Origin of the sequence: Agrobacterium burrii (assembly GCF_017313405.1) — a bacterium.
GTDB classification, from domain to species: Bacteria; Pseudomonadota; Alphaproteobacteria; order Rhizobiales; family Rhizobiaceae; genus Agrobacterium; species Agrobacterium burrii.
This window is the reverse complement of record NZ_JAFLNA010000011.1, coordinates 88,894-112,716: the sequence shown is the minus strand read 5'-3', so window position 1 is coordinate 112,716 and position 23,823 is coordinate 88,894. Positions and strand designations below refer to the sequence as shown.

The following is a 23,823-nucleotide window of genomic DNA, read 5'->3' as shown; positions in this document are numbered from 1 at the left end:
GCGCCATGTCATCTGAGCTTTCCAACCCCATCTACAATCCGCCGCTCGAACCCTGGCTCACCATTGTCCACCGGGATGATGATCTGCTGGTGCTGGACAAGCCGAGCGGGCTTCTGTCCGTGCCGGGGCGCGATCCGGCGCTCTTCGATAGCCTGATGACGCGGGTGCAGAAACAGTTTCCGAAAGCGCTGATGATCAACCGGCTGGACAAGGACACATCAGGCATCGTGCTGATGTCGTTGAACCGGCGGGCACACGCGGCAGTCGCCGCCCAGTTCGAAAACCGTGAGACACGCAAATCCTATGTGGCCGTCGTCTGGGGAGAGATCGCGGGCGAAGCGGGCGAGGTGGACCTGCCGCTGGCGATCGACCCTGACAACAAGCCCCGCCATCGCGTGGACCATGAAAACGGCAAGCCGGCGCAAAGCCTTTGGCGGGTGCTGGAACGATTGCCGCTTCCGGCAACGCGGCTGGTACTCACGCCCCTCACCGGCCGCACGCACCAATTGCGGGTGCATATGAAGGCGCTCGGCCATCCGATCCTCGGCGATGAATTTTATGCCGAGGGCGAGGCGCTCGCCGCCGCCCCGCGCCTGATGTTGCATGCGCAGGAAGTCGGCTTTCGCCATCCCGATGGCCGTGACGTCACTTATACCGTGCCCTGCCCGTTCTGAGGCCTGTTATGAAAGAACAAGACGAAAGCTTCGTGGTGGATTTTGTCGGCGGTGCGGTCGGGCACCGTTTCCGCTCCGGGGAAGGGCGTGGACAGGCCCTGCCCAAAGCCGCCGGTTTTACGAAGGGCCGCACGCCAAAAATCGTCGATGCCACGGCGGGGCTGGGGCGGGATGCCTTCCTGCTTGCATCGCTCGGAGCGGAGGTCATCCTCATTGAACGCTCACCGGGCATGCACGCCCATCTCGCGGACGGTATTCGCCGCGCATTGGAGGCAGGCGGCGCCTATGCCGAGGCGGCAGCGCGCATGACGCTGTTGCAGGGCGATTCACGCCAGCTGTTGCAGGAACTTTCACCCGAGGTGGTGATCGTCGACCCCATGCATCCGCCGCGCCACAACACGGCGCTGGTGAAAAAGGAAATGCGGGTGCTGAGAGAGCTGGTGGGTTCCGATCCCGATCAGGTGGAACTGATGGAGGCGGCGCTTGAACATGCAACGAAGCGGGTGGTTCTGAAATGGCCGCTGCGCGCCGAGCCGATGCCGGGCATTCGCAAGCCCTCGCATCAGATAATCGGCAAGAATACCCGTTATGATGTCTTCATGATTTTCGGGAAATCAACCGAGCCGGAGGAATGATCAGCGGAAGCTGGGCTTGCGCTGTGCATTCATCAGAAGCTCGTGCCGCGAGGCGAATTCGCCGAACAGTTTTCTGAGCCTCGTCTCTTCGGTCTTGTCCAGCCGGTAACGACGGCAGAATTCCGCAACGTTCAGGATCGGCTTCGGCCGGTTCCCGTCTACGCTCCTGTTATCGATGATCTGCATGGCATCCTCCTTCAACCAGAGGGAAAACGTGACGGCGCGCTTGCGGTTCCTTATGAATTCGCATGGATGAGAAAAGGTCTTGCGGCAGCACACGGCCTCATCAAGTTTTCTTGAAACTATCGCAGGAAACGAAATCCTCCCCAAATGGTTCTCTGCATGACGTAAACGAAGGAAGGGAGACCCATGTTCCACAACAACCGATTTCTGAGTTCGACGATCTTATGCGCGCTGCTTGCCGTGCCGCTTGCCGGCACTGCCCACGCCCAGACCGCCCCGGCTGCCGAAACGAAACGGCCAAATGCGCCGGATCAGAAACCGGCTTTTGAGGGCCAGACGCGCGCGCCGCAGGCCGCGGCCCAGCCGAACATTGAAAAAACCGTCGTCGCCGAGGGTCTGCCGCATCTCTGGTCGATGGAATTCCTTCCCGATGGCCGCATGATCGTCGCCGCCAAGGAAGGCGCCATGCATCTCGTCGCTGACGGCAAGGCAGGCCCCGCAATAGAGGGCGTGCCCAAGGTCGCATCCGCCGGACAGGGCGGTCTTCTCGACATAGCGCTTGCTCCCGATTTCGAGACATCGCGTAAAATCTTCTTCTCCTTCTCCGAACCACGTGATGGCGGCAACGGCACCTCCGTCGCCTCGGCCAAGCTGACCGAAGAGGGCGGTGCGGCAAAACTGGAAGATGTCTCGGTGATTTTCCGCCAGATGCCGACCTATGACGGCGACAAGCATTTTGGCTCCCGCCTCGTATTCGGACCCAATAACGAGCTTTACGTCACCGTTGGTGAACGTTCGGACGCCACACCGCGCGTGCAGGCCCAGGATCTTTCGAGTGGCCTTGGCAAGGTCTTCCGCATTGACGCGGCAGGCAAGGCTTTCGAGGGCAACCCCTTCGCCGGCCAGCAGAATGCGCTGCCGGAAATCTGGAGCTATGGCCACCGCAACCTGCAGGCCGCGGCATTGGATGGAGAGGGCAGGCTCTGGACCGTGGAACATGGCCCGAAGGGCGGCGATGAACTGAACCTGCCGAAAGCGGGCCTCAATTACGGCTGGCCGGTCATCACCTACGGCGTCGAATATAGCGGCCGGTCGGTTGGTGAAGGCGCCACCGCCAAAGAAGGCATGGAGCAGCCGGTCTATTATTGGGACCCGGTCATCGGTCCTTCCGGCATGGCTTATTATGATGGCGACCAGATTCCCGAATGGAAGGGCGCCTTCATCGTTGGCGGTCTGGTGAGCCAGGGTCTGGTCATCCTGCATATCGATAGCGACAAGGTCGCGACCGAAAGCCGGCTACCGCTCGAAGCGCGCATCCGCGACGTCAAGATCGGGCCGGATGGCGCGGTCTATGCCTTGACGGAACAGCGCGGCGGCGAATCGCAGATTCTTCGGATCGCCAAAGCCGGCTGATAAAAACGGACCGTCGAAACAACAGGCCGCCGGAACGAAGGCGGCCTGTTTTCGTTTGCTTCAGCGTGAAACCTGCCGGAAAAAACCATGCCACAACCGCCCACCCGCCTTCTTGCCAAAATCGGACTTGCCTATGTCAACGATCAGGAACCGGGGATAGCCCGCGAAAGACGCGGGCGGGGTTTCTGCTACCGAATGCCGGGCGGCGAACTCCTGTCCGATAGTATCGAACTGAAACGCATCAAATCGCTCGGCGTGCCGCCCGCCTACAGGGACGTATGGATATGCATCGATCCATCCGGGCATTTACAGGCAACCGGCTTCGATGCGCGTGGGCGAAAACAATATCGGTATCATCCCGACTGGCACGCGCTCAGGGGTGAGACGAAATTCTTCCAGCTCAAAAGCTTCGGCAAGGCCTTGCCCGCCATTCGTCGCCGGGCCATTGCCAATATTGAGAAACAGGATCACGGTCCCGAAATGACGCTGGCCGCACTCACGCTGCTGCTTGACGCCGCCTATCTGCGCGTCGGCAACCGTTCCTATCTCGAAACTAACGGCACCTATGGCGCGACGACCCTGCTCAAACGGCACGTCTCCTTCGGGGAGACTATCGAACTGCGCTTTGCAGCAAAGGGTGGGCAGAAGGTGAAGCGCCAGCTGCGCCATCCCCGCCTACAGAAAATCCTCGAGGAAATCGCCGATCTGCCCGGCAAGGAACTTTTCGTCTGGCAGGATAGCGAAAACCGGGTGCATTCGGTCGATTCCAGCGATCTCAACGCATACCTCTCCCGCACCGGCGGAGCCGGTATTTCCGCCAAGACGTTTCGCACCTGGGGCGGCACGCTGGCAGCCTTCTGCGATGCGATGGAGCATGTGGCGGCAGGCGAAAAACCAAGCATAAAGGGCATGTGTCAGGCGGCAGCGACCGAGCTTTCCAATACCCCCGCCATCTGCCGCAAGAGTTATGTGCACCCTGCCGTTCTCGAGATAGCGACAGATGAGAAGGCTCAGAAGAAACTCAGCCGTATTTTGAAGGTTGGGGCAAAACCCGTCTCCGGCCTCAGGGCGGATGAAAGACGGCTGCTTGCCTTCCTGCCGTAAGGCTCAGCGGCTCCCCGCCCATTCCGCCAGTTCCCGCTCGGCCCTTTCCAGCGCGCTGTAATTCAAAAGCTTGCGCAGGAAGGCCACCGTGACGGCGCGGGTTCGAAGATTATACCGGCCTTCCGCATCATCATCACCCGGCGCCTGATGCACGTTCAGCTTTTCATAGAGGCTTTGCAGCCGGTTCTGCACGCTGCGCAGCGACAGGTTGCGGCGGCGCGCAATCGCCTTGTCGGTAAGGCCGAGCGCGACATCGACAAGGATTTCATATTCGGAATCGGTAAAACCATGCGCCTTGCCGAGGCTCTTTTCCTGCAGACCGCGCACTTCCCGGTCGATCACGCATTGCGCCTCAATGAAGATGCTGCGCAGCGCCAGCCGCAGCCGGTCATCGGAGGCGGATTTCAGCACGTAGCCATAGGCAGCCCCTTCGGGCACGATACGGGAAACACCGCGCACATAGGCCTCATCGGAATAGTTGGACCAGAACAGGATGCGGGTATCCGGCCTCTCCTTCCAGATGGTACGCGCCGCCTCGATGCCGTTGCGCTCATTCATCTGCAAATCCATGACGATGTGGGCGGCCCGGTTTTCCCGCGCCAGCTTTTCCCCGGCTCTGCCGTTTGCCGCCTCCAGTACATTGTCGCATTCCGGCAGGGCGGCACGCACGGCTTCATTCAGATAGGCGCGGTGCAGCGCATCGTCTTCGACGATCAGCACGTCCATGTCATAACTCCTCCCGCCGGTCGAAAGCGTTTTCCGGCAGCGTTACGGTAATGCGGGTTCCGGCTCCCGCGCCGTTGCCGCCAATATCGAACCGCGCCGAAATCAGCCGCGCCCGCGTCTTCATGTTGCCGATGCCGAGACCGCCGGAGGCCGCGCCTCCACCGCCGCCGCTGCCGTCATCACTGACAGTCACCCGCAAACCGCCATCGACGGACGAAAGCGTCACGGCAATGGTTTCCGGCTGGGCATGGCGGATGGCATTGTTGACCGCTTCCTGCACGATGCGGAACAGCGAGATGGCTACCGTCTTGTCGAGTGCTTCCACCAGCCCGTCGGTCTCGTCCATCACCGACCATTCGATCGCATATCCGCTATCACGCACGGAACGGTCCACATAGGTCTCGATCGCCTGCACCACGCCGAACAGTTGCAGGATGGAGGGTTTCGCCTCCTCGATGATCTCACGCAGGTCCTGCATGCAATGCTGCAGGCTGCGCACCACCGGCTCCAGCATCTCGCCCGAAACGTCGGGGGCATGGCTCATGCGTTCGATACGACGCGCCAGCCGTGTCAGATCCGCCAGCGTCTGGTCGTGCAGATCCATGCCGATGCGTTGCCGCTCCGCCTCCAGCGCCTCGGTCAATTGCAGGGCGCCCAGCCGCAGGCCTTCCTCGCGGGCATTGGCGCGCGCCTCCTCGATGGCGGAACGCTTGGCCTGCTCGGCAGCGCGGATGGCATAAAAATAGGGCGCCAGCAAATCCGCAACCGCGCGGGCGTTGGCGACATCCTCCATGGTATAGGCGTCCGACTGGTGCGACGAGCAGCTGAGGGCGCCGATGATATCGCCATGCACCTTCATCGGCACATGCAGGCGGCTATGCAGGCCGAGTTCGATGATCGGGCTCGAAAACGACCCTTCGAAATGAAAGCGCGGATCGGCGCAGGCATCGCCGCTCAAAAGATATTCGACCGCACCGGAGAGAAGGGACCGGATCGGGCTGCCGGTCAGCAGGGCGGGCGGCTGTCGGCTCCAGGCGCTGACGAGACCGCTCTCATAGGCAATATGGTACTTGTCATCCAGCTGCTTGATGCAGACATCGAGATGGACGTGCGGAATGATGTGGGTGATCTCGGTGGCGACCGCCTGAATGATGGCGTTGAATTCCAGCTGCCCGGCGAGCAGCCGCGATATGCCCATATAGTGATGAAAGAGAGCGCTTTTCGGTGTATCCAGCATGTGCGGACACCCTCCCAAGCGTCTGCCTTCGACCTGTTGCGACGAAGATGGCTTTTCAGAACGCCGCATCATCTATTCTGCGCCCGGCAATACCGTTTCGTCCTGCGGGTTCCCGCATGCTTTCTGCGGAAACCCGCAGCAAGATTGCCGTGATCCGCCTATACAAGCCAAATCTTCTTGGTCATTCTCGCTTGTACTGGGGAACGGAGCTCCAGTGCAACGGGATTTCGTCTGCCGCCGAGGAGATTTGCGGCGGATGAGGGTTCCGGCCCCGAAAGGGCAAGCCACCAGGGAGGAAAATCAATGGCTTTCAGGAAGATGCTTCTGGCGTCGGCTGCTGTCGCGTGCGCAGCCTTGCCGATCACCGCTCATGCCGATACGTCGGCAAAAAAAATCGCGCTCTCGAACAATTACGCCGGCAATTCCTGGCGTCAGGCAATGCTGACGAGCTGGGACAAGATCACCAAACAGGCCGTCGCCGACAAGCAGGTCGCGGCCGCTGACGCCTTCACGACCGCCGAAAACCAGGCGACCGAACAGGCGGCGCAAATCCAGAACCTCATTCTGCAGGGTTATGACGCCATCGTCATCAACGCCGCTTCCCCCACCGCCCTTAATGGCGCGGTAAAGGAAGCCTGCGATGCCGGCATCATCGTGGTCTCGTTTGACGGCGTCGTCACCGAGCCCTGCGCATGGCGCATCGCCGTCGATTTCAAGGCGATGGGCGAAAGCCAGATCGACTATCTCGCCAAGGCTATGCCGAAGGGCGGCAACCTGCTCGAAATCCGTGGTCTCGCCGGCGTTTCGGTGGATGACGAAATCCACGCCGGCATCGCCGCCGGTGTAGCAAAGAACCCGCAGTTCAAGATCGTCGGTTCGGTCAATGGCGACTGGGCGCAGGATGTCGCGCAGCGCGCCGTTGCCGGTATCCTGCCAAGCCTTCCCGAAGTTGCCGCCGTGGTAACGCAGGGTGGTGACGGCTACGGTGCCGCACAGGCTTTCGCCGCCGCCAAGCGCCCGACGCCGACCATCGTCATGGGCAACCGCGAAGACGAGCTGCAATGGTGGAAACAGCAGAAGGATGCGGGCGGTTACGAGACCATGTCCGTCTCCATCGCCCCCGGCGTTTCGACGCTGGCTTTCTGGGTGGCGCAGCAAATCCTCGACGGCAAGGATGTGAAGAAGGATCTGACCGTTCCATTCCTGCGCATCGATCAGGCCAATCTTGAGGAAAACCTCAAGACCACCCAGAAGGGCGGCGTGGCGAATGTGGAATATTCGCAGGCGGACGCACAGAAGGCCATCGCCGCCAAATAGGCCGGACGATTTTAAGACATGAAAAATTGCGGCGCGTTGCGAGAGGCGCCGCAACCATCACGATATTCCATTTCAGATCATTGGCGTAATTTTTCATGAATGACACCATTCAGGCGGAAGAAGTCGTCGCCGCGCGCGGCGTGAAGGTCGTGTTCGGCGCGGTCAAGGCGCTGGACGGCGCTGACCTCATCATCCGTGCCGGGGAATGCCTTGGGCTTGTCGGCCACAATGGCGCTGGAAAATCCACCATCGTCAACGTCATCAATGGCGGGCTGACGCCGCATGAGGGTTCCATTTCCTATCGCGGCGATGAGAGCCGGCATGGCATCGCCGCGGCACGCGCCAGCGGCGTGCGTTGCGTGTTCCAGGAGCTATCTCTCTGCCCGAACCTCACGATCAGCGAAAACGTCCGTATCATGCATGCCGCAATCGGCGGCCGGAACTGGCGCGGCCGGGCGCTGAGGACGATCCGGCAGACATTGGACGAGATTTTCCCCGGCCACGGCATCGATTGCGAGCTGACGATTGCCGAACTGTCCATCGCCGAACGGCAGATGGTGGAAATCGCCATCAATTTCTGCCGCACCCCGGAAGCTCCCAGACTGGTGATCCTCGACGAGCCGACCTCTTCGCTTGATGCCGGCCTTGCCGAGCAGTTGATGGATTATGTCCGCCGGTTCGTGCGCGAGGGTGGCTCCGTCCTGCTGATCTCACATATTCTCGGAGAGATTCTTTCGACCGCCACCCGCATCGTCGTCATGAAGGATGGCCGGGTGGTGGCCGACCGGAAGGCTGCGGAATTCACCACCCGCTCGCTCGTCGAAGCCATGGGCAGCGTCGTCAAGGAACAGGACAGGCGGCGGGGCGAAAGCCGCAAGGCAGGCGATAAGGTGCTCTCCATGCCGGCGCGGCGCGGTGAAGGCCTCGCCTTTGAGGCCTTTCGCGGCGAGATCATCGGTCTTGCCGGCCTCGGCGGCCACGGCCAGACCGAAGCATTGCTCGATCTTTATCTCGCGCAGAACAGCAGCTGGCTGCCGCCGCGAAAGACCGATATTGCCTTCGTGGCGGGCGATCGCAGCCTGAATGGCACTTTCCCGCTCTGGAGCATCCTGAAGAACCTTTCCATCGCCTCGCTGCGGGATATTTCTTCGGCAGGCATGGTGGACAGGGGTAAGGAAACCGAGCTTGGCGCGAAATGGAAACAGCGCATCGAAATCCGCACGCCTGATATGGGCAACAAGATCCTCTCTCTGTCCGGCGGCAACCAGCAGAAGGTGCTTTTCGCCCGCGCGCTTGCCACCACCGCCAGCACCGTTTTGATGGATGACCCCATGCGCGGCGTCGATATCGGCACCAAACAGGAGGTCTACGATATCTTGAGAACCGAAGCTTCCCACGGTCGCACCTTCATCTGGTATTCGACCGAGATGGATGAAATCCGCCTGTGCGACCGGGTCTATGTGTTCCGTGACGGCACCATTCAGGCGGAATTGGTGGGTGAGGAAATCACTGAGCAGAATGTGCTTGCCGCCTCCTTTTCGGGAGAGGAGCACGCATGAAACTCTCGGCAAACGCCCTTCGCCTCATCATTCCCGCCGCCTCGCTCGCCTTTCTCCTTGCCGCCGTGTTTTACATGCAGCCGCGCGCCATGAGCTATAACGGCATGAACCTGCTGTTCAATCTGGCGGTGCCGATCGCACTTGCCACCATTGCGCAGATGCTGATCATGTCCGTCAACGATCTCGACCTGTCGATGGGCACTTTCGTCAGTTTCTGCGCCTGTGTCACCGCCACCTTCCTGCAGACGACGCCGCTTCTCGGCATTGCGATTTTCGCCGGTGCAATTGCGGTGTATGCCGCAATGGGAGCAATCATTCATATCCGCGCCCTGCCCTCCATCGTGGTCACGCTTGGCATGAGCTTCGTCTGGGGTGGCCTTGCCGTCCTCATCCTGCCCTCGCCGGGTGGTCAGGCTCCCGCCTTCATCCGGGCGCTGATGACGGCGAAACCGCCGCTGGTGCCGATCGCCATCGTCGCCAGCATCCTTATCGCGGTCGTTGCCCATTACATCGTCATGCGCTCCTCCTTCGGCGTTTTGATGCGCGGTGTCGGCGGCAACTTCCGCTCCGTCGAGCGCTCCGGTTGGTCGGTCATCGGCATTCGCGCCGCCACCTTTGCGCTTGCCGGTTTCTTCGCGGTGCTGTCCGGCATCGCCCTTGTCGGGCTGACGACCGCGGCCGACGCCAATATTGCGCTGCGCTACACGCTGCTGTCGATTGCGGGTGTCATCCTGGGCGGTGGTGAATTCGTCGGCGGGAGAGTTTCGCCCATCGGCGCTGTCATCGGCGCGCTGACGCTGACGCTTGCCGGCTCGTTTCTGTCGTTCATGCGCATTTCGCCGGACTGGCAGATCGGCGCGCAGGGCGCGATCCTCATCATTGTGCTTGCCTTGCGCATCCTGCTCAACCGTCTCGAAAAGCGGGAGAAAAACCAATGAACGGGCTGTCATCCCTCACGAAAAAACCGTGGATCTGGTCGTTTGCCGCAACGGCTGCGGTGTGGACCGTCACCGTGCTCTTCACCGGCGGCGCAAGCTCTTTCGGCCTGTCGCATGCGGCACTGACCTTCGCGGCCTTTTCCGTGATTGTCGGCATCGGCCAGATGTTCGTCATCACGCTCGGGCCGGGCAATATCGACCTCTGCGTTCCCGCAACGATGACACTATCTGGCACGCTGGCGCTGAAATTCATGGATGTGTCCGATGGTCTCATTCTGCCCGGGCTGCTGATCGCCATTCTGATTGGCATCGCCATCGGCATCGGCAATTATGCGCTGATCAAGCTCTTACGCATCCCGCCGATCATCGCGACGCTGTCCATGAGCTTCATCGTGCAATCCATCGCCATCTGGTCGAACCGCGGCCTGCGCATCAAGCCGCCGGAAACATTGGCCACTTTCGCCATCTCCAGCTCTTTCGGCATTCCGAACGTCGCACTTGTGGCGCTTCTCCTCTCGGTCGTCGCCTGGCTGCTGCTCGACCGCACATTTTACGGCCGCTGGATTTCCGCCATCGGCCAGAGCACCTTTGCCGCCCGCATGACCGGCATTCCCGTGGATGGCGCCCGTTTCGTCACCTATGTGCTCTGCGCGGTGCTGGCGGCGATTGCCGGTTATCTGCTCGCCAGCTTCTCCGGCGGCGCAGCCCTCAACATGGGCTCGGAATATCTCCTGATGTCCATCGCCGTCGTCGTCATCGGCGGCACGGCGGTGGCGGGTGGGGATTCCAACGTTCCCGGCATCTGGGGCGCTTCGCTTTTCATGTTCCTGGTGGTTTCGATGCTGAATACCTATGGTTTCGGTGCCGGCATCCGCCTCATCCTCACCGGCCTTATCATCATCTCCGTCATTCTTCTGGCAAGCGGCCCCAAGGCCACGCGCTAACCCCAAACAACAAGCCCACAAGCGGACCACGCTCATGACCACAGACAAGACCTCCCCATACGAAATCCACGATGACCGCTTCCGCCATCTGATCGTCGGTAATGCCGAGCTGGAAGAGCTTTATTCCGGCTGCCGCTGGGCCGAAGGGCCGGTGTGGTTTGCCGATTTGAACTGCCTGCTGTTCAGCGATATTCCCAATGAACGCATGTTGCGCTGGGTGCCGGATGGCGGCGTCTCCGTGTTCCGCCACCCCTCCAACTTCACCAATGGCAACACGCGCGACCGGCAGGGACGGCTGGTTTCCTGCGAACATGGCGGCCGCCGCGTTACCCGTACCGAGGTCGACGGTTCGATCACGGTTCTCGCCGACAGCTATGGCGGCAAGCGGCTCAATTCGCCCAACGATGTGGTGGTGAAGTCCGATGGCAGCATCTGGTTCACCGACCCCACCTACGGCATCCTCTCCGACTATGAGGGCTACAAGGCCGAGCCGGAGCAGAAGACGCGCAATGTCTACCGGCTCGATCCCGCAACCGGAAAGATCGACGTCGCCATTGACGACTTCGTACAGCCGAACGGCCTTGCCTTTTCGCCTGATGAAACGAAGCTCTATATCGCCGACAGTTCCTACAGCCACGATGTCTCCCGTCCGCGCCATATCCGCGTCTTCGACGTGGTGGACGGCGTTAAGCTCGCCAACGGCCGGGAATTCTGCAATCTCGACAACGGCTTGCCGGATGGTTTCCGTCTGGATACGGCCGGCAATCTGTGGACCAGCGCCGGTGATGGCGTTCACTGCTTTGCGCCCGATGGCACGCTCATCGGCAAGATCAAGGTGCCGCAGACGGTGGCGAACCTTACCTTCGGCGGTCCCAAAAAGAACCGCCTGTTCATCACCGCGACGAAATCGCTCTATTCGGTGTATGTGGCCGCAACCGGTGCGCAGATACCGTGAGGCGCTGAAAAACCACGGCGCAAATTACAGGAAGGAACTGGCAAGACGGCTTCACCGCGCTATAAAAGCGGTATGAATGACGATTCCTGCCCCTTCTTCACGGACGATATGGCAATGGATGGCGAAACCCCGGCCATAGAACCCAGCAGCCGGATGCTGTCATGGGCGCGCAATTCCGCTCTCTATCGGCTGGGGCAGCGCATGATGACGGAACAGCAGCTGCGCGACGCGATCACGCGCAAGGCGCGGGAAAAATTCGTGGATATCAACACCGCACAGGCAAAGGCACTCGGCGAATTCGCCGTGACCTTCGCCTATGGCATCAAGGCGCTTGATGATACCGCCTATGCGGAAATAGCCGTGCGGAGCGGCCAGCGCAGCGGCAAATCGAAACGCGGGCTGGCGCAGAAACTGCAGATCAAGGGCATCGCCCGGGAAACGGCGACGGCCGCATTGCAGGAGACCAACGATCTGGTCGCCGCCGTCATCTTTGCGCGCAAGCGCGCCTTCGGCCCCTTCCGCCGTGTCGAACTCGATGACAAACGCAACGCCAGGGAATTTTCCGCCTTTGCCCGCAACGGCTTCGGCTTCGACATTGGCGCAAAAGTCATGGCCATGACAGTGGAAGAAGCGGAAGAGATTCTCGCGGATGCGCCGCTCTGACGGCTATTGCGGCAGGGGATGCGTTTTCAGATAAGCAATCAGATCGGCAATATCCGTTTCGCTCCACAGCCCGAAAAACCGCATCGCATTTCCTGGGATCGCCTTCTTCGGGCTGGCGATGAATTTCTGAAGTTCGTCTTCCGTCCAGACCCGGCCAGCTGCACCGGCATCCTTCAGCGCCTGTGAATAATGGCCGTAGTCGGCCACGGAAGCCATCGGCCTGCCGACCACGCCCATCAGATGTGGTCCCATCCGGGTGCGGGGTGTATCGACGCTGTGACAGGTGGAGCAGCGGCTGAAAACCTTTTCCCCATGCGCCGCATCGCCTTCGGCGAAGGCCGTCGTAAACATAAGCAGGAAAAGAGCGGTCACTGCCGCAGCACGTTTGGGTACCGAAATCATAGGCTGGATAATACAACGCCCTCCCCGTTTAACAACGAAGAGGGCGCTTTTTCATATGCGACAGAATGCCCGGCGCAACGCACCGGGCGCTTGCCGGATCAGTTCATGGCCGTCAGCGTAACCGAGGTGCCGGTGGCAGCAAGGTTGAGGCCGACCTGACCCGTCACGCTGACCGTCTGCAGCTGGATGGAGCCGGAGGTGCCACCGACCAGGATGTTGGTGCCGACACCGAGACCGACGGTCACTTCAGCCGTGGCGCCCTGATAAAGGCCGCCGAGCGAACCGCGGTGGTAACCTGCCGTCGGGGCAAACACGGCCCAGACGAGACGGCCCTGCGTGGTGAAACCAAGATCAACGCCCATCTTGCGGATGGCGCCAGTGTAGTGGTCGGTGCGGCGTGCGCCCATGGTGGACTGGAAGGTGCAATCCAGTTCCTTGGCGGAGCCGATCACGTAACCGACGCCACCGCCGATATCGCAGCTCAGATAACCGATCTTGACGCCGTTGCGTTCGTCCTGCTCCTGCGGAGCGGGTTCATATCTCGCAAGGTCGGCAGCCAGTGCGGATGCAGCCCCACCGAGGCCCATCGTCATTGCGGCAAAAGTTACGGCAACAGCCTTTTTCATTTTATTTTCTCCTGTTTTAGTCCTACCCGCAGCAGCCCTTCTTGCCCTCTCCGGATATTGAATTCCGCACTGTTAACGTTTGTTCCCTGAAATCGATCCAAAACAACTTAATTGGATGCAAGGAAAGCAAAACAGTTAACAATGTCTAATCGCGGTAGGGTGCCATTAAGACATTGTTAGGGCGGAAAATGCGTTGAAAATTACTGTCAACAACAAGCGCTTCCGGGCGTTGTTTTGCTGCAACAAACTCAAAGCGGCAGGGCGACGGGAAAGCCGGTGGCGGCATGCGTCATGACATCCATGCGCACCCCATAGATGCGCTCCAGCGTCTCCGGCGTCATGACCTCCTGTGGGGTTCCCCTGGCAATCAGATTGCCGGAATGCAGGGCGACGATCTCGTCGCAGAACCGGGCCGCCATGTTGACATCGTGCAGCACCACGATGACGCCGAGACCCTTCTCGCGCGAAAGTCTCTGCACCAGCGACAACACTTCGATCTGATGTGCCAGATCGAGCGCCGATATCGGTTCGTCAAGCAGCAGGCTTTCGGCATTCTGGGCCACCAGCATGGCAAGCCATACGCGCTGGCGCTCGCCACCGGAAAGCGTGTCCACCAGCCGGTCGCGGAAGGCCACGGTATCGGTCAACTCAATGGCTTCATCGACCTTCTCCTGATCCGCCTTGGTGAACTGGCCAAGCGCGCCATGCCAGGGATAACGGCCGAGCGCCACCAGTTCCTTGGCGAGCATACCGGAGGCGGCCGGCGTATATTGCGGCAGATAGGCGAGTTTTCGCGCAAATTCCCGGTTGCCCCAGGCGCCCAGCGCCTTTCCTTCAAACGACACACTACCCGCCGTCGGCTCCTGAATCCGCGCCAGAATCTTGAGCAGCGTCGATTTTCCCGAACCATTATGGCCGATCAGGCCGATGGTCTTGCCGGTCGCAAAACTTGCCGTCAGCGGCTGCAGCAATGTTCGGCCGGGCACCTCCATCGTCACCCCATCCAGTGAAAAAAGCGGGGTATCGTCGTAGTCGGCGGCAAATGCTGCCTCACCCATGGTTTTTATCTCCGTAAATGCCCAGACACATCATTGGCGCCTACCTGAAAGCCAGATCAGGTAAGGCGCGCCGGCCAGAGCCGCAAAAAGCCCGAGCGGCAACTCATAGGGAAAGGTGACCGTTCGCGCCCCGAGATCGGAAAGCGCCATCAGCACCGCTCCGAAAAGGAAAGAAGCGAACAGATGATCGCGCGGCGTGGTGAAGCCGGCGCGAAGCGCGATATGCGGCGCCATCAAACCGACGAAACTCAAGGGACCGACGAGCAGCGATGCGGCACCGGTGACGATGCCGGCAACCGCAATGACGGCGATGCGCGCGAGGCTGAGCGGCAGCCCGAGGGAAAGCGGCACATCCCGGCCGAGCGGCAGGATTGTCAGCCAGCGCGTTACCGACAGCGCACCTGAAAGAAGAACGACGGAAAGCACCGCAAGAAATATCGCCGAAGCCGGTGTTGCAGTCGAACCCGAACCGCTGAGCCAGGCAAGAATCTGCCAGGCGCGCTGGTCGCCAATGGCAAGCAGCGCTGAAAGCACCGCCGAGCAGAGCGAACTGACGGCAATGCCCGCAAGCAGTATTTTTTCAGGCGCCAGATACCGGCGCACCGCAAAGAACAACACGAGGGTCATGACGGCCGCCGAGCCGATGCCCGCGCCCACGAACAATTCAAAGAGGCCTGCCGCCGGAAAGATCGTGATGGCGGCGGCAAAACCAAGACCCGCCCCGCCGCTGACGCCGATCACCTCCGGGCTTGCCATGGGATTGCCGGTCAACCTCTGGAGAAGCGCGCCCGCAATGGCCAGCAGACCGCCAGCGGCCATGGCCGCCACCAGCCGCGGCCAACGGAAGGGCAGAAGGCTTTGCAGGTCACCCGCCCTCAGCACCGTCCAGCCATCCGGCCCCTTGCCGATGGCCAGCGCGGCAAAGATCAGCACAGCCAGGATCACAAGCACTGGCAGCAGCGCGGCAAGCCGGCGTCTTGCCGCAACATCGCCGCCTTCGCTGCGGTGGACGTCGGTCGGCCGGATTTTCGGCAACAGCCACAGAAGCAGGGGTCCGCCGATCAGCGCCGTTACCGCGCCCGTGGGGAAAACTTCGGCCGTCGTGCTTGCCAGAAGCTGAACGAGACCATCACAGAACCAGAGCAGCAACCCGCCCAGCAGCGGCGAAACCAGGAGCACGGCGGATGACCGCCGCACGCCGAGCGCCCGGGTAAGCGCCGGTGCGGCAAGGCCGATGAAACTGACGAGGCCGACCGCAGCGGCAACGAAGGCGGCCAGCGCAACCGCAACGGCCGCGACCGCCAGCCTGATCGAAAACAGCGATACGCCGAGCGATCGCGCGCCGGCATCGCCAAGACCGAGAACCGTCAATGGCCTTATCAGCAAGCCGGTGAGAACAAGGCCTGCGAGGAGCTGGAAGGCGAGAGAAAAGGCATTCGACCAGTCCTGCTGGCTGAGCGAGCCGCCGTTCCAGACGACAAGCGACATCAGATATTCGCCCTGCGCCAGCGTCAGCGCCGCGGAAACGGAAGCAGCCGTGATACCGACCAGAAGCCCTGATATTACCATGGTCACCGGCTCGAAGGACCGCCGCCAGCCGAGAAGGAAGACAATGCCGGCGGCAACGGCAGCGCCAGTGAGTGCCACCAATGCGCGGTTGCCATCCAGCACCGAGGGAAGGAACAGGGTTGCGATGACGATGGCCAGCTGCGCGCCGGCGGAAATGCCGAGGGTAGACGGATCGGCAATCGGATTGCGCAGCAATTGCTGGAAAAGCGCACCCGACAGGCCGAGCATCGCGCCCGCGAGAATGGTGACAGCTGCCCGCGGCATCAGGCTGAAGGCGAAAATAACCTGATCCATTGACAGCTTGGCAGCATCAAACGGCAGGCTGGGCCATGCGCTGAAAGGTAGCCGCTGCAAGCCGGCATGCAGGGAAAGCCCGCAGGCCACAACAAATAAAAGCCCGAAGAAAAGCTGGAGAGGCCGCGTCGTCACAGAGCTTCTCCCTGCGCCGTCAAAGCCTCGGTCAGAAGCCGCGCAAAACGCATGCCGGCGGTGATGCCGCCATAGGGGCTGACATTGCCGAGCGTGACCACCCGGTTTTCCCGCACAGCCGGAAGGGCCTGCCAGATGGCGCTGTTGCGCAGGCTCTGACGAGCCTCCACCGGAATATCGGAGACGATGACGATACGCGCCTCAGGCACAGTGGCAAGATTTTCAAGCGGCACCGGCGCCGCGAAGGTGAATTGCGACCGGTCCACCCAGGCATTGGCCAGCCCCAGCCGGCCAAGGACATCCCCGAACATGCTGTCCGCACCAAAAGCGCGAAAATGCCGGGCGTCACCGATGTTGATCACATAGGTCGGCCGCGCGGAAAAACCGGCAAGGCGGATCCGCATGGCGTGCAGCGCGGCGTCCGTCTCGCTCAGAACCCTGCGCGCCTCATCGACCCGGACGAGCTTCTCGCCAAGAGCCGAGACCGCTGCGAGCGCCTTTTCGAAAGGCGGCTCGCCCTGCACGTAAAAGGGCAGCGAGAAGACCGGCGCAATCGCTTCCAGCCTGCTGGTATAACGTGTGTAGAAAGGCGAAATCAGAATGAGATCCGGCCGGGTCAATTGCAGAAGCTCGAAATTGGGTGCGCCGCGCAGACCGAGATCAGCAACGCTTTCAGGGATTTCCGGCTCGACCGCACCGACCCTGAACTGGATGAGTTCGGTTGCCGCCACCGGCATGACGCCGAGCGCCACGGAGGTTTCGAGCATGGCCCAGTCGATAGCGGCTATGCGCGGTGTCACCGCCGCCCGCGCCTTGCCTGCAAGAGCCGAAGCGGCAAGTAACCCGAGAAATTCCCGCCGCCCCCAAAAGGGAGGCACCCATCGATCCTTGCGCGTCATGCCCCTGCTGCTTCACTTGATATGACATCACCAACGATAGGTCAGCTTGCCCATAACCGTTCTTCCGTCACCGTAATAGCATCCGAAAGTGGAGCAACTAGAAATATATTCTTTATCAGTCAAGTTTTGCGCGAAGAGCGAAGCGCGGTAGTCGCTCTTCTCGTAGTGCACACCGAGATCGAGGAGGGCGAGGCCCTTCATCTCCGCGGCGTGGGCGGCGTCGTCGTAACGCTTTCCGACATAACGGAGACCGCCGCCGATACCGAAGCCCTCCAGCGCCGAATCCGATTGCCCAACGGGGATAGCAATACGCACGGTAACGCCAACCGCATGAGGCTACAGAAAAATACCGGTCTTTCGGAGAAGCCGGTTGCGGGAAAAAATGCCCGCCACAAATATATCGTCCCCGCTTGTCCCCGCTGCCCCGGCGCGTCGCATAATCGCGACAGATTTTGATTTACAGGAGACAGCAATGGCTGAGACTTACGAACACTACGCCGCCGGCCTGGAATCGCCGGCATCCCACGGTTTCGACATCGTTCCTGACGATGCGGTCCCGCTTCCTTCGCCCACGCGTGCAATTTATGTCGGCAATGGCGGCCAGCTTTGCCTCACCCTGCTTTCCGGAACGACCGTCACTTTCCAGAATCTTTCCGCAGGCAGCCTGTTACCGGTCAGAGCAACACGTGTATTTGCAACCCGCACCACCGTGACGGGTATAATCGGGTTGAGCTAGGTGATATATTGCCGCCGCTCAGCCATCGACCTGAAAGCACCACCGCCTTCATATGACACTTTCATGACAAAGCTTTCAGGTTGATGTCAGCTAAATAACGCATCCGCCATCAATAGGCCCATGCGGCAGCGTGAACAGGGCGTTTTGCTCGTTTTTCGTTGCCGCCGGCACATTTGAAATCTGGTGGGACCTAGCATTGGCTCTTTTTACCGCGAAAGCGACAGGAATTGAATCGTATCGTCCGGAGATCGGCAGCGTGCCGCTCAGCCTGCTGACGGCGGCTTATCTGCTGTTTTTCATGAATCAGACATTCTGGTCAAAGGTTCACACCTATCTTTCCGCTTATCCGGTTGCCATCGTCGCGCTCTATGTCGCCATGGCGGCGCTTTTCGGCGCCCTCCTCACCATTTTTTCCGCCAAATATCTCATCAAGCCGTTTCTGGTCTTCGTCATATTCGCGGCGGCTGCCGCCTCCTGGTTCATGGACCGTTACGGCGTCGTCATCGACAGCGACATGATCCGCAACGCCATGGAAACCACGCAGGCAGAGGCGGGCAATCTGATTACCCCCGGTTTTGTCTGGCATATGGCGATTTACGGACTGGTGCCCTCCATCGTCATCGCCGCCATCCGCATCCGGCATCGGCCAATCCTCGACAAGCTTCTGTGGAACACCGTCAGCATCCTGGTGTGCCTTGGCGTCGTAGGCATCATCAGCTTTGCGAATTCAAAGACATTCACCACGGCCATCCGCCAGCACAAGGATATCGTCAAAAGCGCCAACCCGTTGTCGCCGATGATGTCCGCCGTCCATTATTTCACGCAAGCCGGCCAGGAAGCCGAAATTCAGGTCAGCCCAATCGGCAAGGATGCGAAGGTTCTCCCCGCAGCTGGAGGTGTCCATAAGCCGCGCATTACCGTCATCGTTGCGGGCGAAACCGCTCGCGCCGCGAATTTTTCCCTGAACGGCTATGGGCGCGACACCAATCCGGAACTGGCCAAGCGCGACGTGATCTATTTCCCCAACACGACCAGCTGCGGCACCGCGACGGCCATGTCCATTCCCTGCATGTTCTCGAAATTCCCGCGTTCGCAATATAGCCATAGCAAGGCGCTCGCGAATGAAAACGTCATGGACGTCCTCGTCCACGCCGGTGTCAGTGCGACATGGCTGGACAACAATACCGGCAGCAAGAACGTCGCCGACCGTATCCCCTATTTCGACCTGCCCTCCACCAATGACAGCCGCTTCTGCACCGGTGGCGAATGCCGCGACGATATCTTCTTCGACAAGCTCGACGCCTGGCTCAACAACGTCACGAAGGACAGCGTCATCGTGCTGCACCAGATGGGCAGCCACGGGCCGACCTATTATCTGCGCTATACCGACGAATTCCGCAAATTCACCCCGGATTGCCGCACTGCCGAGCTTGGCAATTGCAGCGATGCCGAGATCGTCAATTCCTATGACAACACGCTTCTCTACACCGACCACTTCCTCTCGACCGTGATCGACAAGCTGAAAGCACGCTCCGACAAGCTGGCAACCGGCATGATCTATGCCTCCGACCACGGCGAATCGCTTGGCGAGAACGGTGTCTACCTGCATGGCGCACCCTATCTGCTTGCCCCCGACCAGCAGACCCATGTGCCGTTTCTCGTCTGGTTCGACGATGACTTCGCCAAATCCATGGGGCTCAACCGGGCCTGCCTTGCGAAAAGTGCCGCAGAGGGTGGACGCTCCCACGACAATTATTTCCACAGCATCCTTGGCATGATGAACGTCTCCACTTCCGTCTACGATCCTTCGCTGGACGTGTTCGGCGGCTGCACCCAGCGCCAGAACAGCTGAACAGACAGTGCTTGACGCTTATCCCGTGAAAGCGATACGCAGGACGACGCGATAAAGGGAGCTGTCTTGCGGGTTCTGCTTGTTGAAGACGATCATGTCCTTGGAGAGGCGTTGCGAGACCATGTCGCAGCGGCCGGCCATGCTGTTGACTGGTTCAAGACGCTGGGCGACGCCACAGTGGCAACGCTGACCATGGCCTATGGCCTGATCCTGCTGGACATGCGCCTGCCGGATGGCGAAGGCATCACCCTTCTGCAAACCCTGCGCAAGCGCGACGACGCGACGCCGGTGATCATCCTGACGGCACATGATCAGGTTTCCGACCGGATTGCCGGGCTGAATGCCGGCGCGGACGACTATCTGGTCAAGCCTTTCGACCTTGATGAGCTTTCGGCGCGCATGCTGGCGGTCTCGCGCCGTTACGAGGGCCGCTCGGCACCCGTCATCCGCCTGCCCGGCATCGAGATCAACCAGGTGGCGCGCAATATCATGGTCGACGGAACGGCCCAGACACTCAGCGCCCGCGAATGGGCCGTGCTGGAAAAACTAGTCGAACATCCCGGCGCGGTCGTCTCGAAGGCCCAGCTGCACGACACGCTTTATGAATTCGGCGCGGAAATAGAAAGCAACACGGTCGAGGTCTATATCAGCCGGCTGCGCAAGAAAATCGGCCATGACCGCGTCGAGACCGTGCGCGGCGTCGGCTACACAATCAAGTAAGTCAGACGGCAGATAGGCCAGACGGCAAGCAAGCAAATAACAAGTAGGCAGAAATGGCCAGACCGACCAGCATGACCCGCAAGCTCGTGACGGCGCTGACCAGCGTCGTTGCCATATCCTGGCTCCTCGCCTGTGGGCTGGGCGTCATGGTGATGCAGGACGAATTTGCCGAGATTTTCGATGCCGGCGTGCAGGAGACGGCCGAAAGGCTGCTGCCGCTTCTGGCCGACGATCTTAGGGAAAACAACACCGCCCCCGCCTCGCGCAAGCTCAACCCTTCGGCGGAAGGCGCGGAATATCTGACCTATCAGGTGCGCGACCGCGAAGGACAGGTCGTGCTGCATTCGCATGACAGCTCGACGGAGCCTTTCGAAGTCTCACTCGATCCCGGTTTTTCCGAAACCGCGACACAGCGCATCTACACGGTTGCAACGCCGGACGGCAATTATTTCCTGCAGGTCGCCGATGCCTTCGCCAACCGGCGCGAGGCGATCGAGGAAGCGGGCAGCGCGCTGCTTTTGCCCGTGCTCATCCTCATTCCCGCCAGCATCTTTGCCGTCATCGTGGTGGTGCGCAGAACCCTGCAACCGATACAGACCCTGCGCGACGAAATCGGCAAAAAGGATGGCGGCAATCTTGCGCCGCTCGAAACGCAGCCCTTTCCCGGCGAACTGCATCCTATCGCCCGCTCGGTCAATCTGCTGCTTGGACGGCTGCGATCGGCAATCGAGGCGGAGCGGGAATTCACTGCCAACAGCGCCCATGAATTGCGCACACCAATTGCCGGCGCGCTGGCGCAGGCGCAACGGCTGCACGCCGACATTCCGCCGGAACTTGCGCCGCGCGTCGAGAATATCGAGAAATCCCTGCAGCACCTTGGCCATCTCGCCGAAAAGCTGCTGCAGATGTCACGGGCCGAAGCAAGGATCGGCGTGACCGATACGGCGAATGATGTCATCCCCGTTCTCGAACTCGTCATCGATGACATGGTGAGAACGTCGATTGGCAAATCCCGTATCCGTTTCACCAATCACTGCGAGGACGGCCTGCCCTGCAGGATAGGCGCGGACGCCTTCGGCATCATCGTTCGCAATCTTCTCGAAAACGCCCTGATCCACAGCCCGGCGGGAAGCCCGGTGCAGATTTTGGCCGAACAGGAAGGCACGATCCGCATCATCAATTCCGGACCGGCAATCGACGGGGCGCTGTTGCCCAAACTGACGACGCGTTTTGCCCGAGGCCCGACCAAGGCGGATGGCACCGGCCTTGGCCTTGCAATCGTCAAAAGCCTGGTGGAGCAGACCGGCGGCGAATTGCTGCTTTCTTCACCGGCACCCGGCCGGCAAGATGGCTTCGAAGCTTGCGTGGTTCTTCCCGTAGAAATCGCGTGAGGGGCGCTGACACAAAAAGTGCGGCCGCCATGCTGCGGCGCATTATTTTATGTTGCATTGCAGCATGACGATTGCGGTCTCGCTGGTTTTGGTGATGAGACCGAGGGATGGCAACACCAGACCATTGTAATCCGTCTTGCTACCCGCCTGCGCTCAAACTAAAAAAATATCAATGATTTATGATATATTGGACATCCAGATCGAAAAGCTTCTCATCGCCGCCGCACGGGCAGGCGAAGCGCTGGCGCGGCTGGACGAACGGATCAGCCGCTCGCCGATGAAACACGGCTTCATCGAAAGGCAGGATTTCACCGACGCGATTTCCTCCATGTGGGTCGATGGCGAACTCGTCCATATGGAAGATCTGGTCCTGCATGACGCGCATATGGATGTGCGTGCGCCAACCCACGAAATGACGGCCGCGCACCGGATTTTGCGGTCGCGGCGGCTGATCTTTTCCAATGCCGCCGGCTGGGCCTTCACCGCACCCGGCCTTTCCAGATTACGGGGCAGAGCCACACTTGCAGCCGACGAGGCAGCACGTCCCCGTGAAACCGGGGATCACGCCCGCAGCGACGAGAACGAGACGGATGGGGAAGCGCTGCTGGATGGGGCTTTTTCCGAACTGGATGCGCTTCTGGCGCGAAGCTCCGCGGCACTGGAGGCGATTACCGCCGGCAACATGCCCGCGCCCATGAACCAGCGGCAGGAAGGCCACCCGGTCATCAACGAGCCTGACTGGGACGAAGAGGAACGGCTGAAAGAATGGCTGGAACTGCATGCACGGACGGCAGAACTGCCGGCCATCCTTCGCACCGCCATTCTGCTCGACGCGTGGAACATGATCGAGGTGCTGCAGCGCAGCCCCTGGCTCGGTCGGCTTCTGGCCGCCGCCTTTCTGCGTGAGGGGGCCGTGACGCCTGATCACCTGCCGGCGCTCAGCGCCGGTCTTCGCGCCGTTCCGCGCGAGCGCCGACATGCCAGAAGCCAGACGCAGCGGCTTCAGGCGCTTCTGGACAGTTTTTACGAAGCGGCGCAGGCCAGTTTGAAAGAACATGACCGGCTGACCCACGCCCGTGATCGCATGATGCGCAAGCTCACCGGCCGGCGCTCATCCTCACGTTTGCCGGAACTGGTTGAACTGGTGGTTTCCCGGCCGGTGGTTTCGGCGGCAATGATCGTCAAGGAACTCGGCACCACGCCGCAGGGTGCAATCGGGCTCGCCAATCAGCTGGAATTGCGGGAGGTTACGGGTCGTGGCCGTTTCCGTGCCTGGGGCATGCTTTAAGCGTGGCATTCTGAAATACGGCCTGCACGAAACTGGAAAATTCCATGTCGTCCAGCCGTTTCCACCACGAAAAATGCCGCAGGAACGCGGCGATCACGAATCTTAACAAAATTTAACTATTGCGTAGGTGGGCGAAGCGTCTATGTTCCTCGCTGCGTTGCAGCACGATTTCTTCTCCGGCAACGCGGTCGCATTCGGCCCCCGGCAACTTTTTTCTGCCGCCCGCATTTAAGTGTCCATCATCAGGGAGATGCATAATGACAATTTCAGTCTCAGAACTTAGTTCCGATCAAGAAACAGATGCTCCTTTCGCCAAAAAGGTCCTGACGGCGCGCACGCTCGCCGGCTATACCGTCGAACAGCTTGCCGTCACCTGCGGCCTCACCACCACCGAAATCCACGCACTGGAAGACGGCACCGACAGCGATCCATCGCGTATCAGACGCGTTGCCGCCGCCCTGCATATTCCTGTCGAAACAGTTATCTGATCGCCTCCAGCGATCAC

At 60.6% G+C, this 23,823-nt stretch carries 24 protein-coding genes and 1 pseudogene; 16 read left to right on the top strand and 9 right to left on the bottom strand.

Features of this window, described 5'->3' with window-relative positions; all coding sequences use genetic code 11:
- Nucleotides 1–5 precede the first annotated feature (5 nt).
- Nucleotides 6–674, top strand: coding sequence for a pseudouridine synthase (locus JZX89_RS19845; protein WP_153515709.1), 669 nt, complete (start codon nt 6–8; stop codon nt 672–674).
- An 8-nt stretch (nt 675–682) separates the two neighbouring features.
- Complete coding sequence (locus JZX89_RS19840) at nt 683–1,309, top strand: class I SAM-dependent methyltransferase (protein ID WP_207135122.1); 627 nt, start codon at nt 683–685, stop codon at nt 1,307–1,309.
- On the opposite strand, the gene JZX89_RS19835 is transcribed toward JZX89_RS19840, so the two are convergent.
- Entirely contained in the window at nt 1,310–1,495 is a 186-nt protein-coding gene (locus JZX89_RS19835; protein WP_153515707.1) for a hypothetical protein, read from the bottom strand.
- Nucleotides 1,496–1,678: 183 nt separating this feature from the next.
- Here JZX89_RS19835 and JZX89_RS19830 point away from each other — a divergent pair, with 183 nt between their 5' ends.
- Both JZX89_RS19830 and JZX89_RS19825 read left to right on the top strand, forming a co-directional pair.
- Nucleotides 1,679–2,905, top strand: a complete 1,227-nt coding sequence (locus tag JZX89_RS19830; RefSeq protein WP_207135121.1) for a PQQ-dependent sugar dehydrogenase — start codon at nt 1,679–1,681, stop codon at nt 2,903–2,905.
- Nucleotides 2,906–2,992: 87 nt separating this feature from the next.
- Nucleotides 2,993–4,009 carry a DNA topoisomerase IB gene (locus JZX89_RS19825; protein ID WP_207135120.1) on the top strand — a complete coding sequence of 339 codons (1,017 nt, stop codon included), beginning with the start codon at nt 2,993–2,995 and terminating at the stop codon, nt 4,007–4,009.
- A 3-nt stretch (nt 4,010–4,012) separates the two neighbouring features.
- Here the strand turns inward: JZX89_RS19825 and JZX89_RS19820 are convergent, their stop codons facing one another.
- Complete coding sequence (locus JZX89_RS19820) at nt 4,013–4,735, bottom strand: response regulator transcription factor (RefSeq protein ID WP_207135119.1); 723 nt, start codon at nt 4,733–4,735, stop codon at nt 4,013–4,015.
- A gap of 1 nt (nt 4,736) precedes the next feature.
- On the bottom strand, nt 4,737–5,972 hold the full coding sequence (locus tag JZX89_RS19815) for a GAF domain-containing sensor histidine kinase (protein ID WP_149901255.1): 1,236 nt from the start codon (nt 5,970–5,972) through the stop codon (nt 4,737–4,739).
- A 303-nt stretch (nt 5,973–6,275) separates the two neighbouring features.
- Between JZX89_RS19815 and JZX89_RS19810 the strand changes: the two genes are divergently transcribed.
- The 6 genes from JZX89_RS19810 to recX all read left to right on the top strand — a co-directional run bounded on the left by JZX89_RS19810 (nt 6,276) and on the right by recX (nt 12,348).
- Nucleotides 6,276–7,289 (top strand): ABC transporter substrate-binding protein, encoded by a 1,014-nt coding sequence (locus JZX89_RS19810; RefSeq protein ID WP_207135118.1) that lies wholly within the window; start codon nt 6,276–6,278, stop codon nt 7,287–7,289.
- 95 nt (nt 7,290–7,384) lie between these two features.
- On the top strand, nt 7,385–8,848 hold the full coding sequence (locus JZX89_RS19805) for an ATP-binding cassette domain-containing protein (protein ID WP_207135117.1): 1,464 nt from the start codon (nt 7,385–7,387) through the stop codon (nt 8,846–8,848).
- A complete protein-coding gene (locus JZX89_RS19800) occupies nt 8,845–9,786 on the top strand; it encodes an ABC transporter permease (RefSeq protein WP_153515699.1) in 942 nt (313 codons plus the stop codon). The genes JZX89_RS19805 and JZX89_RS19800 overlap by 4 nt, the downstream gene beginning before the upstream one ends.
- A complete protein-coding gene (locus tag JZX89_RS19795; RefSeq protein ID WP_174374691.1) occupies nt 9,783–10,730 on the top strand; it encodes an ABC transporter permease in 948 nt (315 codons plus the stop codon). Before JZX89_RS19800 ends, JZX89_RS19795 begins: the two co-directional genes overlap by 4 nt.
- Nucleotides 10,731–10,764: 34 nt before the next feature.
- On the top strand, nt 10,765–11,685 hold the full coding sequence (locus tag JZX89_RS19790) for an SMP-30/gluconolactonase/LRE family protein (RefSeq protein WP_207135116.1): 921 nt from the start codon (nt 10,765–10,767) through the stop codon (nt 11,683–11,685).
- A gap of 72 nt (nt 11,686–11,757) precedes the next feature.
- Nucleotides 11,758–12,348 carry a recombination regulator RecX gene (gene recX, locus JZX89_RS19785; protein ID WP_207135115.1) on the top strand — a complete coding sequence of 197 codons (591 nt, stop codon included), beginning with the start codon at nt 11,758–11,760 and terminating at the stop codon, nt 12,346–12,348.
- Nucleotides 12,349–12,351: 3 nt separating this feature from the next.
- On the opposite strand, the gene JZX89_RS19780 is transcribed toward recX, so the two are convergent.
- The 6 genes and pseudogenes from JZX89_RS19780 to JZX89_RS19755 form a co-directional block, all read right to left on the bottom strand.
- Entirely contained in the window at nt 12,352–12,699 is a 348-nt protein-coding gene (locus JZX89_RS19780; RefSeq protein ID WP_369809577.1) for a c-type cytochrome, read from the bottom strand.
- 149 nt (nt 12,700–12,848) lie between these two features.
- Nucleotides 12,849–13,376 (bottom strand): DUF992 domain-containing protein, encoded by a 528-nt coding sequence (locus JZX89_RS19775; protein ID WP_149901263.1) that lies wholly within the window; start codon nt 13,374–13,376, stop codon nt 12,849–12,851.
- 248 nt (nt 13,377–13,624) lie between these two features.
- Nucleotides 13,625–14,434 (bottom strand): ATP-binding cassette domain-containing protein, encoded by an 810-nt coding sequence (locus JZX89_RS19770; protein WP_207135113.1) that lies wholly within the window; start codon nt 14,432–14,434, stop codon nt 13,625–13,627.
- Nucleotides 14,435–14,464: 30 nt separating this feature from the next.
- Nucleotides 14,465–16,432: a Fe(3+)-hydroxamate ABC transporter permease FhuB gene (gene fhuB / locus JZX89_RS19765; protein ID WP_207135112.1), complete on the bottom strand. Its 1,968-nt coding sequence runs from the start codon at nt 16,430–16,432 to the stop codon at nt 14,465–14,467.
- Nucleotides 16,429–17,331, bottom strand: a complete 903-nt coding sequence (locus tag JZX89_RS19760) for an iron-siderophore ABC transporter substrate-binding protein (RefSeq protein WP_207135111.1) — start codon at nt 17,329–17,331, stop codon at nt 16,429–16,431. The genes fhuB and JZX89_RS19760 overlap by 4 nt, the downstream gene beginning before the upstream one ends.
- A 27-nt stretch (nt 17,332–17,358) precedes the next feature.
- Nucleotides 17,359–17,616, bottom strand: a pseudogene (locus JZX89_RS19755) (TonB-dependent siderophore receptor); the annotation flags it as partial.
- A gap of 187 nt (nt 17,617–17,803) precedes the next feature.
- Here JZX89_RS19755 and JZX89_RS19750 point away from each other — a divergent pair.
- The 6 genes from JZX89_RS19750 to JZX89_RS19725 all read left to right on the top strand — a co-directional run bounded on the left by JZX89_RS19750 (nt 17,804) and on the right by JZX89_RS19725 (nt 23,806).
- Nucleotides 17,804–18,067, top strand: a complete 264-nt coding sequence (locus tag JZX89_RS19750; RefSeq protein WP_207135110.1) for a spike base protein, RCAP_Rcc01079 family — start codon at nt 17,804–17,806, stop codon at nt 18,065–18,067.
- Between the two features lie 196 nt (nt 18,068–18,263).
- Nucleotides 18,264–19,919: a phosphoethanolamine transferase gene (locus tag JZX89_RS19745; protein WP_207135109.1), complete on the top strand. Its 1,656-nt coding sequence runs from the start codon at nt 18,264–18,266 to the stop codon at nt 19,917–19,919.
- A 66-nt stretch (nt 19,920–19,985) separates the two neighbouring features.
- Nucleotides 19,986–20,639: a response regulator gene (locus JZX89_RS19740; RefSeq protein WP_207135108.1), complete on the top strand. Its 654-nt coding sequence runs from the start codon at nt 19,986–19,988 to the stop codon at nt 20,637–20,639.
- Nucleotides 20,640–20,692: 53 nt separating this feature from the next.
- Complete coding sequence (locus tag JZX89_RS19735) at nt 20,693–22,030, top strand: sensor histidine kinase (protein WP_207135107.1); 1,338 nt, start codon at nt 20,693–20,695, stop codon at nt 22,028–22,030.
- A 172-nt stretch (nt 22,031–22,202) separates the two neighbouring features.
- Nucleotides 22,203–23,318 carry an RHE_PE00001 family protein gene (locus JZX89_RS19730; RefSeq protein ID WP_207135106.1) on the top strand — a complete coding sequence of 372 codons (1,116 nt, stop codon included), beginning with the start codon at nt 22,203–22,205 and terminating at the stop codon, nt 23,316–23,318.
- Between the two features lie 257 nt (nt 23,319–23,575).
- Nucleotides 23,576–23,806 (top strand): helix-turn-helix domain-containing protein, encoded by a 231-nt coding sequence (locus JZX89_RS19725; protein WP_174374699.1) that lies wholly within the window; start codon nt 23,576–23,578, stop codon nt 23,804–23,806.
- Nucleotides 23,807–23,823: the final 17 nt, after the last annotated feature.

Excerpts from the sequence above, each read along its gene's own strand:
- JZX89_RS19845 (WP_153515709.1), top strand. The coding sequence starts at position 6 with ATGTCATCTGAGCTTTCCAACCCCATCTACAATCCGCCGCTCGAACCC.
- JZX89_RS19840 (WP_207135122.1), top strand. The coding sequence starts at position 683 with ATGAAAGAACAAGACGAAAGCTTCGTGGTGGATTTTGTCGGCGGTGCG.
- JZX89_RS19835 (WP_153515707.1), bottom strand. The coding sequence starts at position 1,495 with ATGCAGATCATCGATAACAGGAGCGTAGACGGGAACCGGCCGAAGCCG.
- JZX89_RS19830 (WP_207135121.1), top strand. The coding sequence starts at position 1,679 with ATGTTCCACAACAACCGATTTCTGAGTTCGACGATCTTATGCGCGCTG.
- JZX89_RS19825 (WP_207135120.1), top strand. The coding sequence starts at position 2,993 with ATGCCACAACCGCCCACCCGCCTTCTTGCCAAAATCGGACTTGCCTAT.
- JZX89_RS19820 (WP_207135119.1), bottom strand. The coding sequence starts at position 4,735 with ATGGACGTGCTGATCGTCGAAGACGATGCGCTGCACCGCGCCTATCTG.
- JZX89_RS19815 (WP_149901255.1), bottom strand. The coding sequence starts at position 5,972 with ATGCTGGATACACCGAAAAGCGCTCTCTTTCATCACTATATGGGCATA.
- JZX89_RS19810 (WP_207135118.1), top strand. The coding sequence starts at position 6,276 with ATGGCTTTCAGGAAGATGCTTCTGGCGTCGGCTGCTGTCGCGTGCGCA.
- JZX89_RS19805 (WP_207135117.1), top strand. The coding sequence starts at position 7,385 with ATGAATGACACCATTCAGGCGGAAGAAGTCGTCGCCGCGCGCGGCGTG.
- JZX89_RS19800 (WP_153515699.1), top strand. The coding sequence starts at position 8,845 with ATGAAACTCTCGGCAAACGCCCTTCGCCTCATCATTCCCGCCGCCTCG.
- JZX89_RS19795 (WP_174374691.1), top strand. The coding sequence starts at position 9,783 with ATGAACGGGCTGTCATCCCTCACGAAAAAACCGTGGATCTGGTCGTTT.
- JZX89_RS19790 (WP_207135116.1), top strand. The coding sequence starts at position 10,765 with ATGACCACAGACAAGACCTCCCCATACGAAATCCACGATGACCGCTTC.
- recX (WP_207135115.1), top strand. The coding sequence starts at position 11,758 with ATGAATGACGATTCCTGCCCCTTCTTCACGGACGATATGGCAATGGAT.
- JZX89_RS19780 (WP_369809577.1), bottom strand. The coding sequence starts at position 12,699 with ATGTTTACGACGGCCTTCGCCGAAGGCGATGCGGCGCATGGGGAAAAG.
- JZX89_RS19775 (WP_149901263.1), bottom strand. The coding sequence starts at position 13,376 with ATGAAAAAGGCTGTTGCCGTAACTTTTGCCGCAATGACGATGGGCCTC.
- JZX89_RS19770 (WP_207135113.1), bottom strand. The coding sequence starts at position 14,434 with ATGGGTGAGGCAGCATTTGCCGCCGACTACGACGATACCCCGCTTTTT.
- JZX89_RS19760 (WP_207135111.1), bottom strand. The coding sequence starts at position 17,331 with ATGACGCGCAAGGATCGATGGGTGCCTCCCTTTTGGGGGCGGCGGGAA.
- JZX89_RS19750 (WP_207135110.1), top strand. The coding sequence starts at position 17,804 with ATGGCTGAGACTTACGAACACTACGCCGCCGGCCTGGAATCGCCGGCA.
- JZX89_RS19735 (WP_207135107.1), top strand. The coding sequence starts at position 20,693 with ATGGCCAGACCGACCAGCATGACCCGCAAGCTCGTGACGGCGCTGACC.
- JZX89_RS19730 (WP_207135106.1), top strand. The coding sequence starts at position 22,203 with ATGATTTATGATATATTGGACATCCAGATCGAAAAGCTTCTCATCGCC.
- JZX89_RS19725 (WP_174374699.1), top strand. The coding sequence starts at position 23,576 with ATGACAATTTCAGTCTCAGAACTTAGTTCCGATCAAGAAACAGATGCT.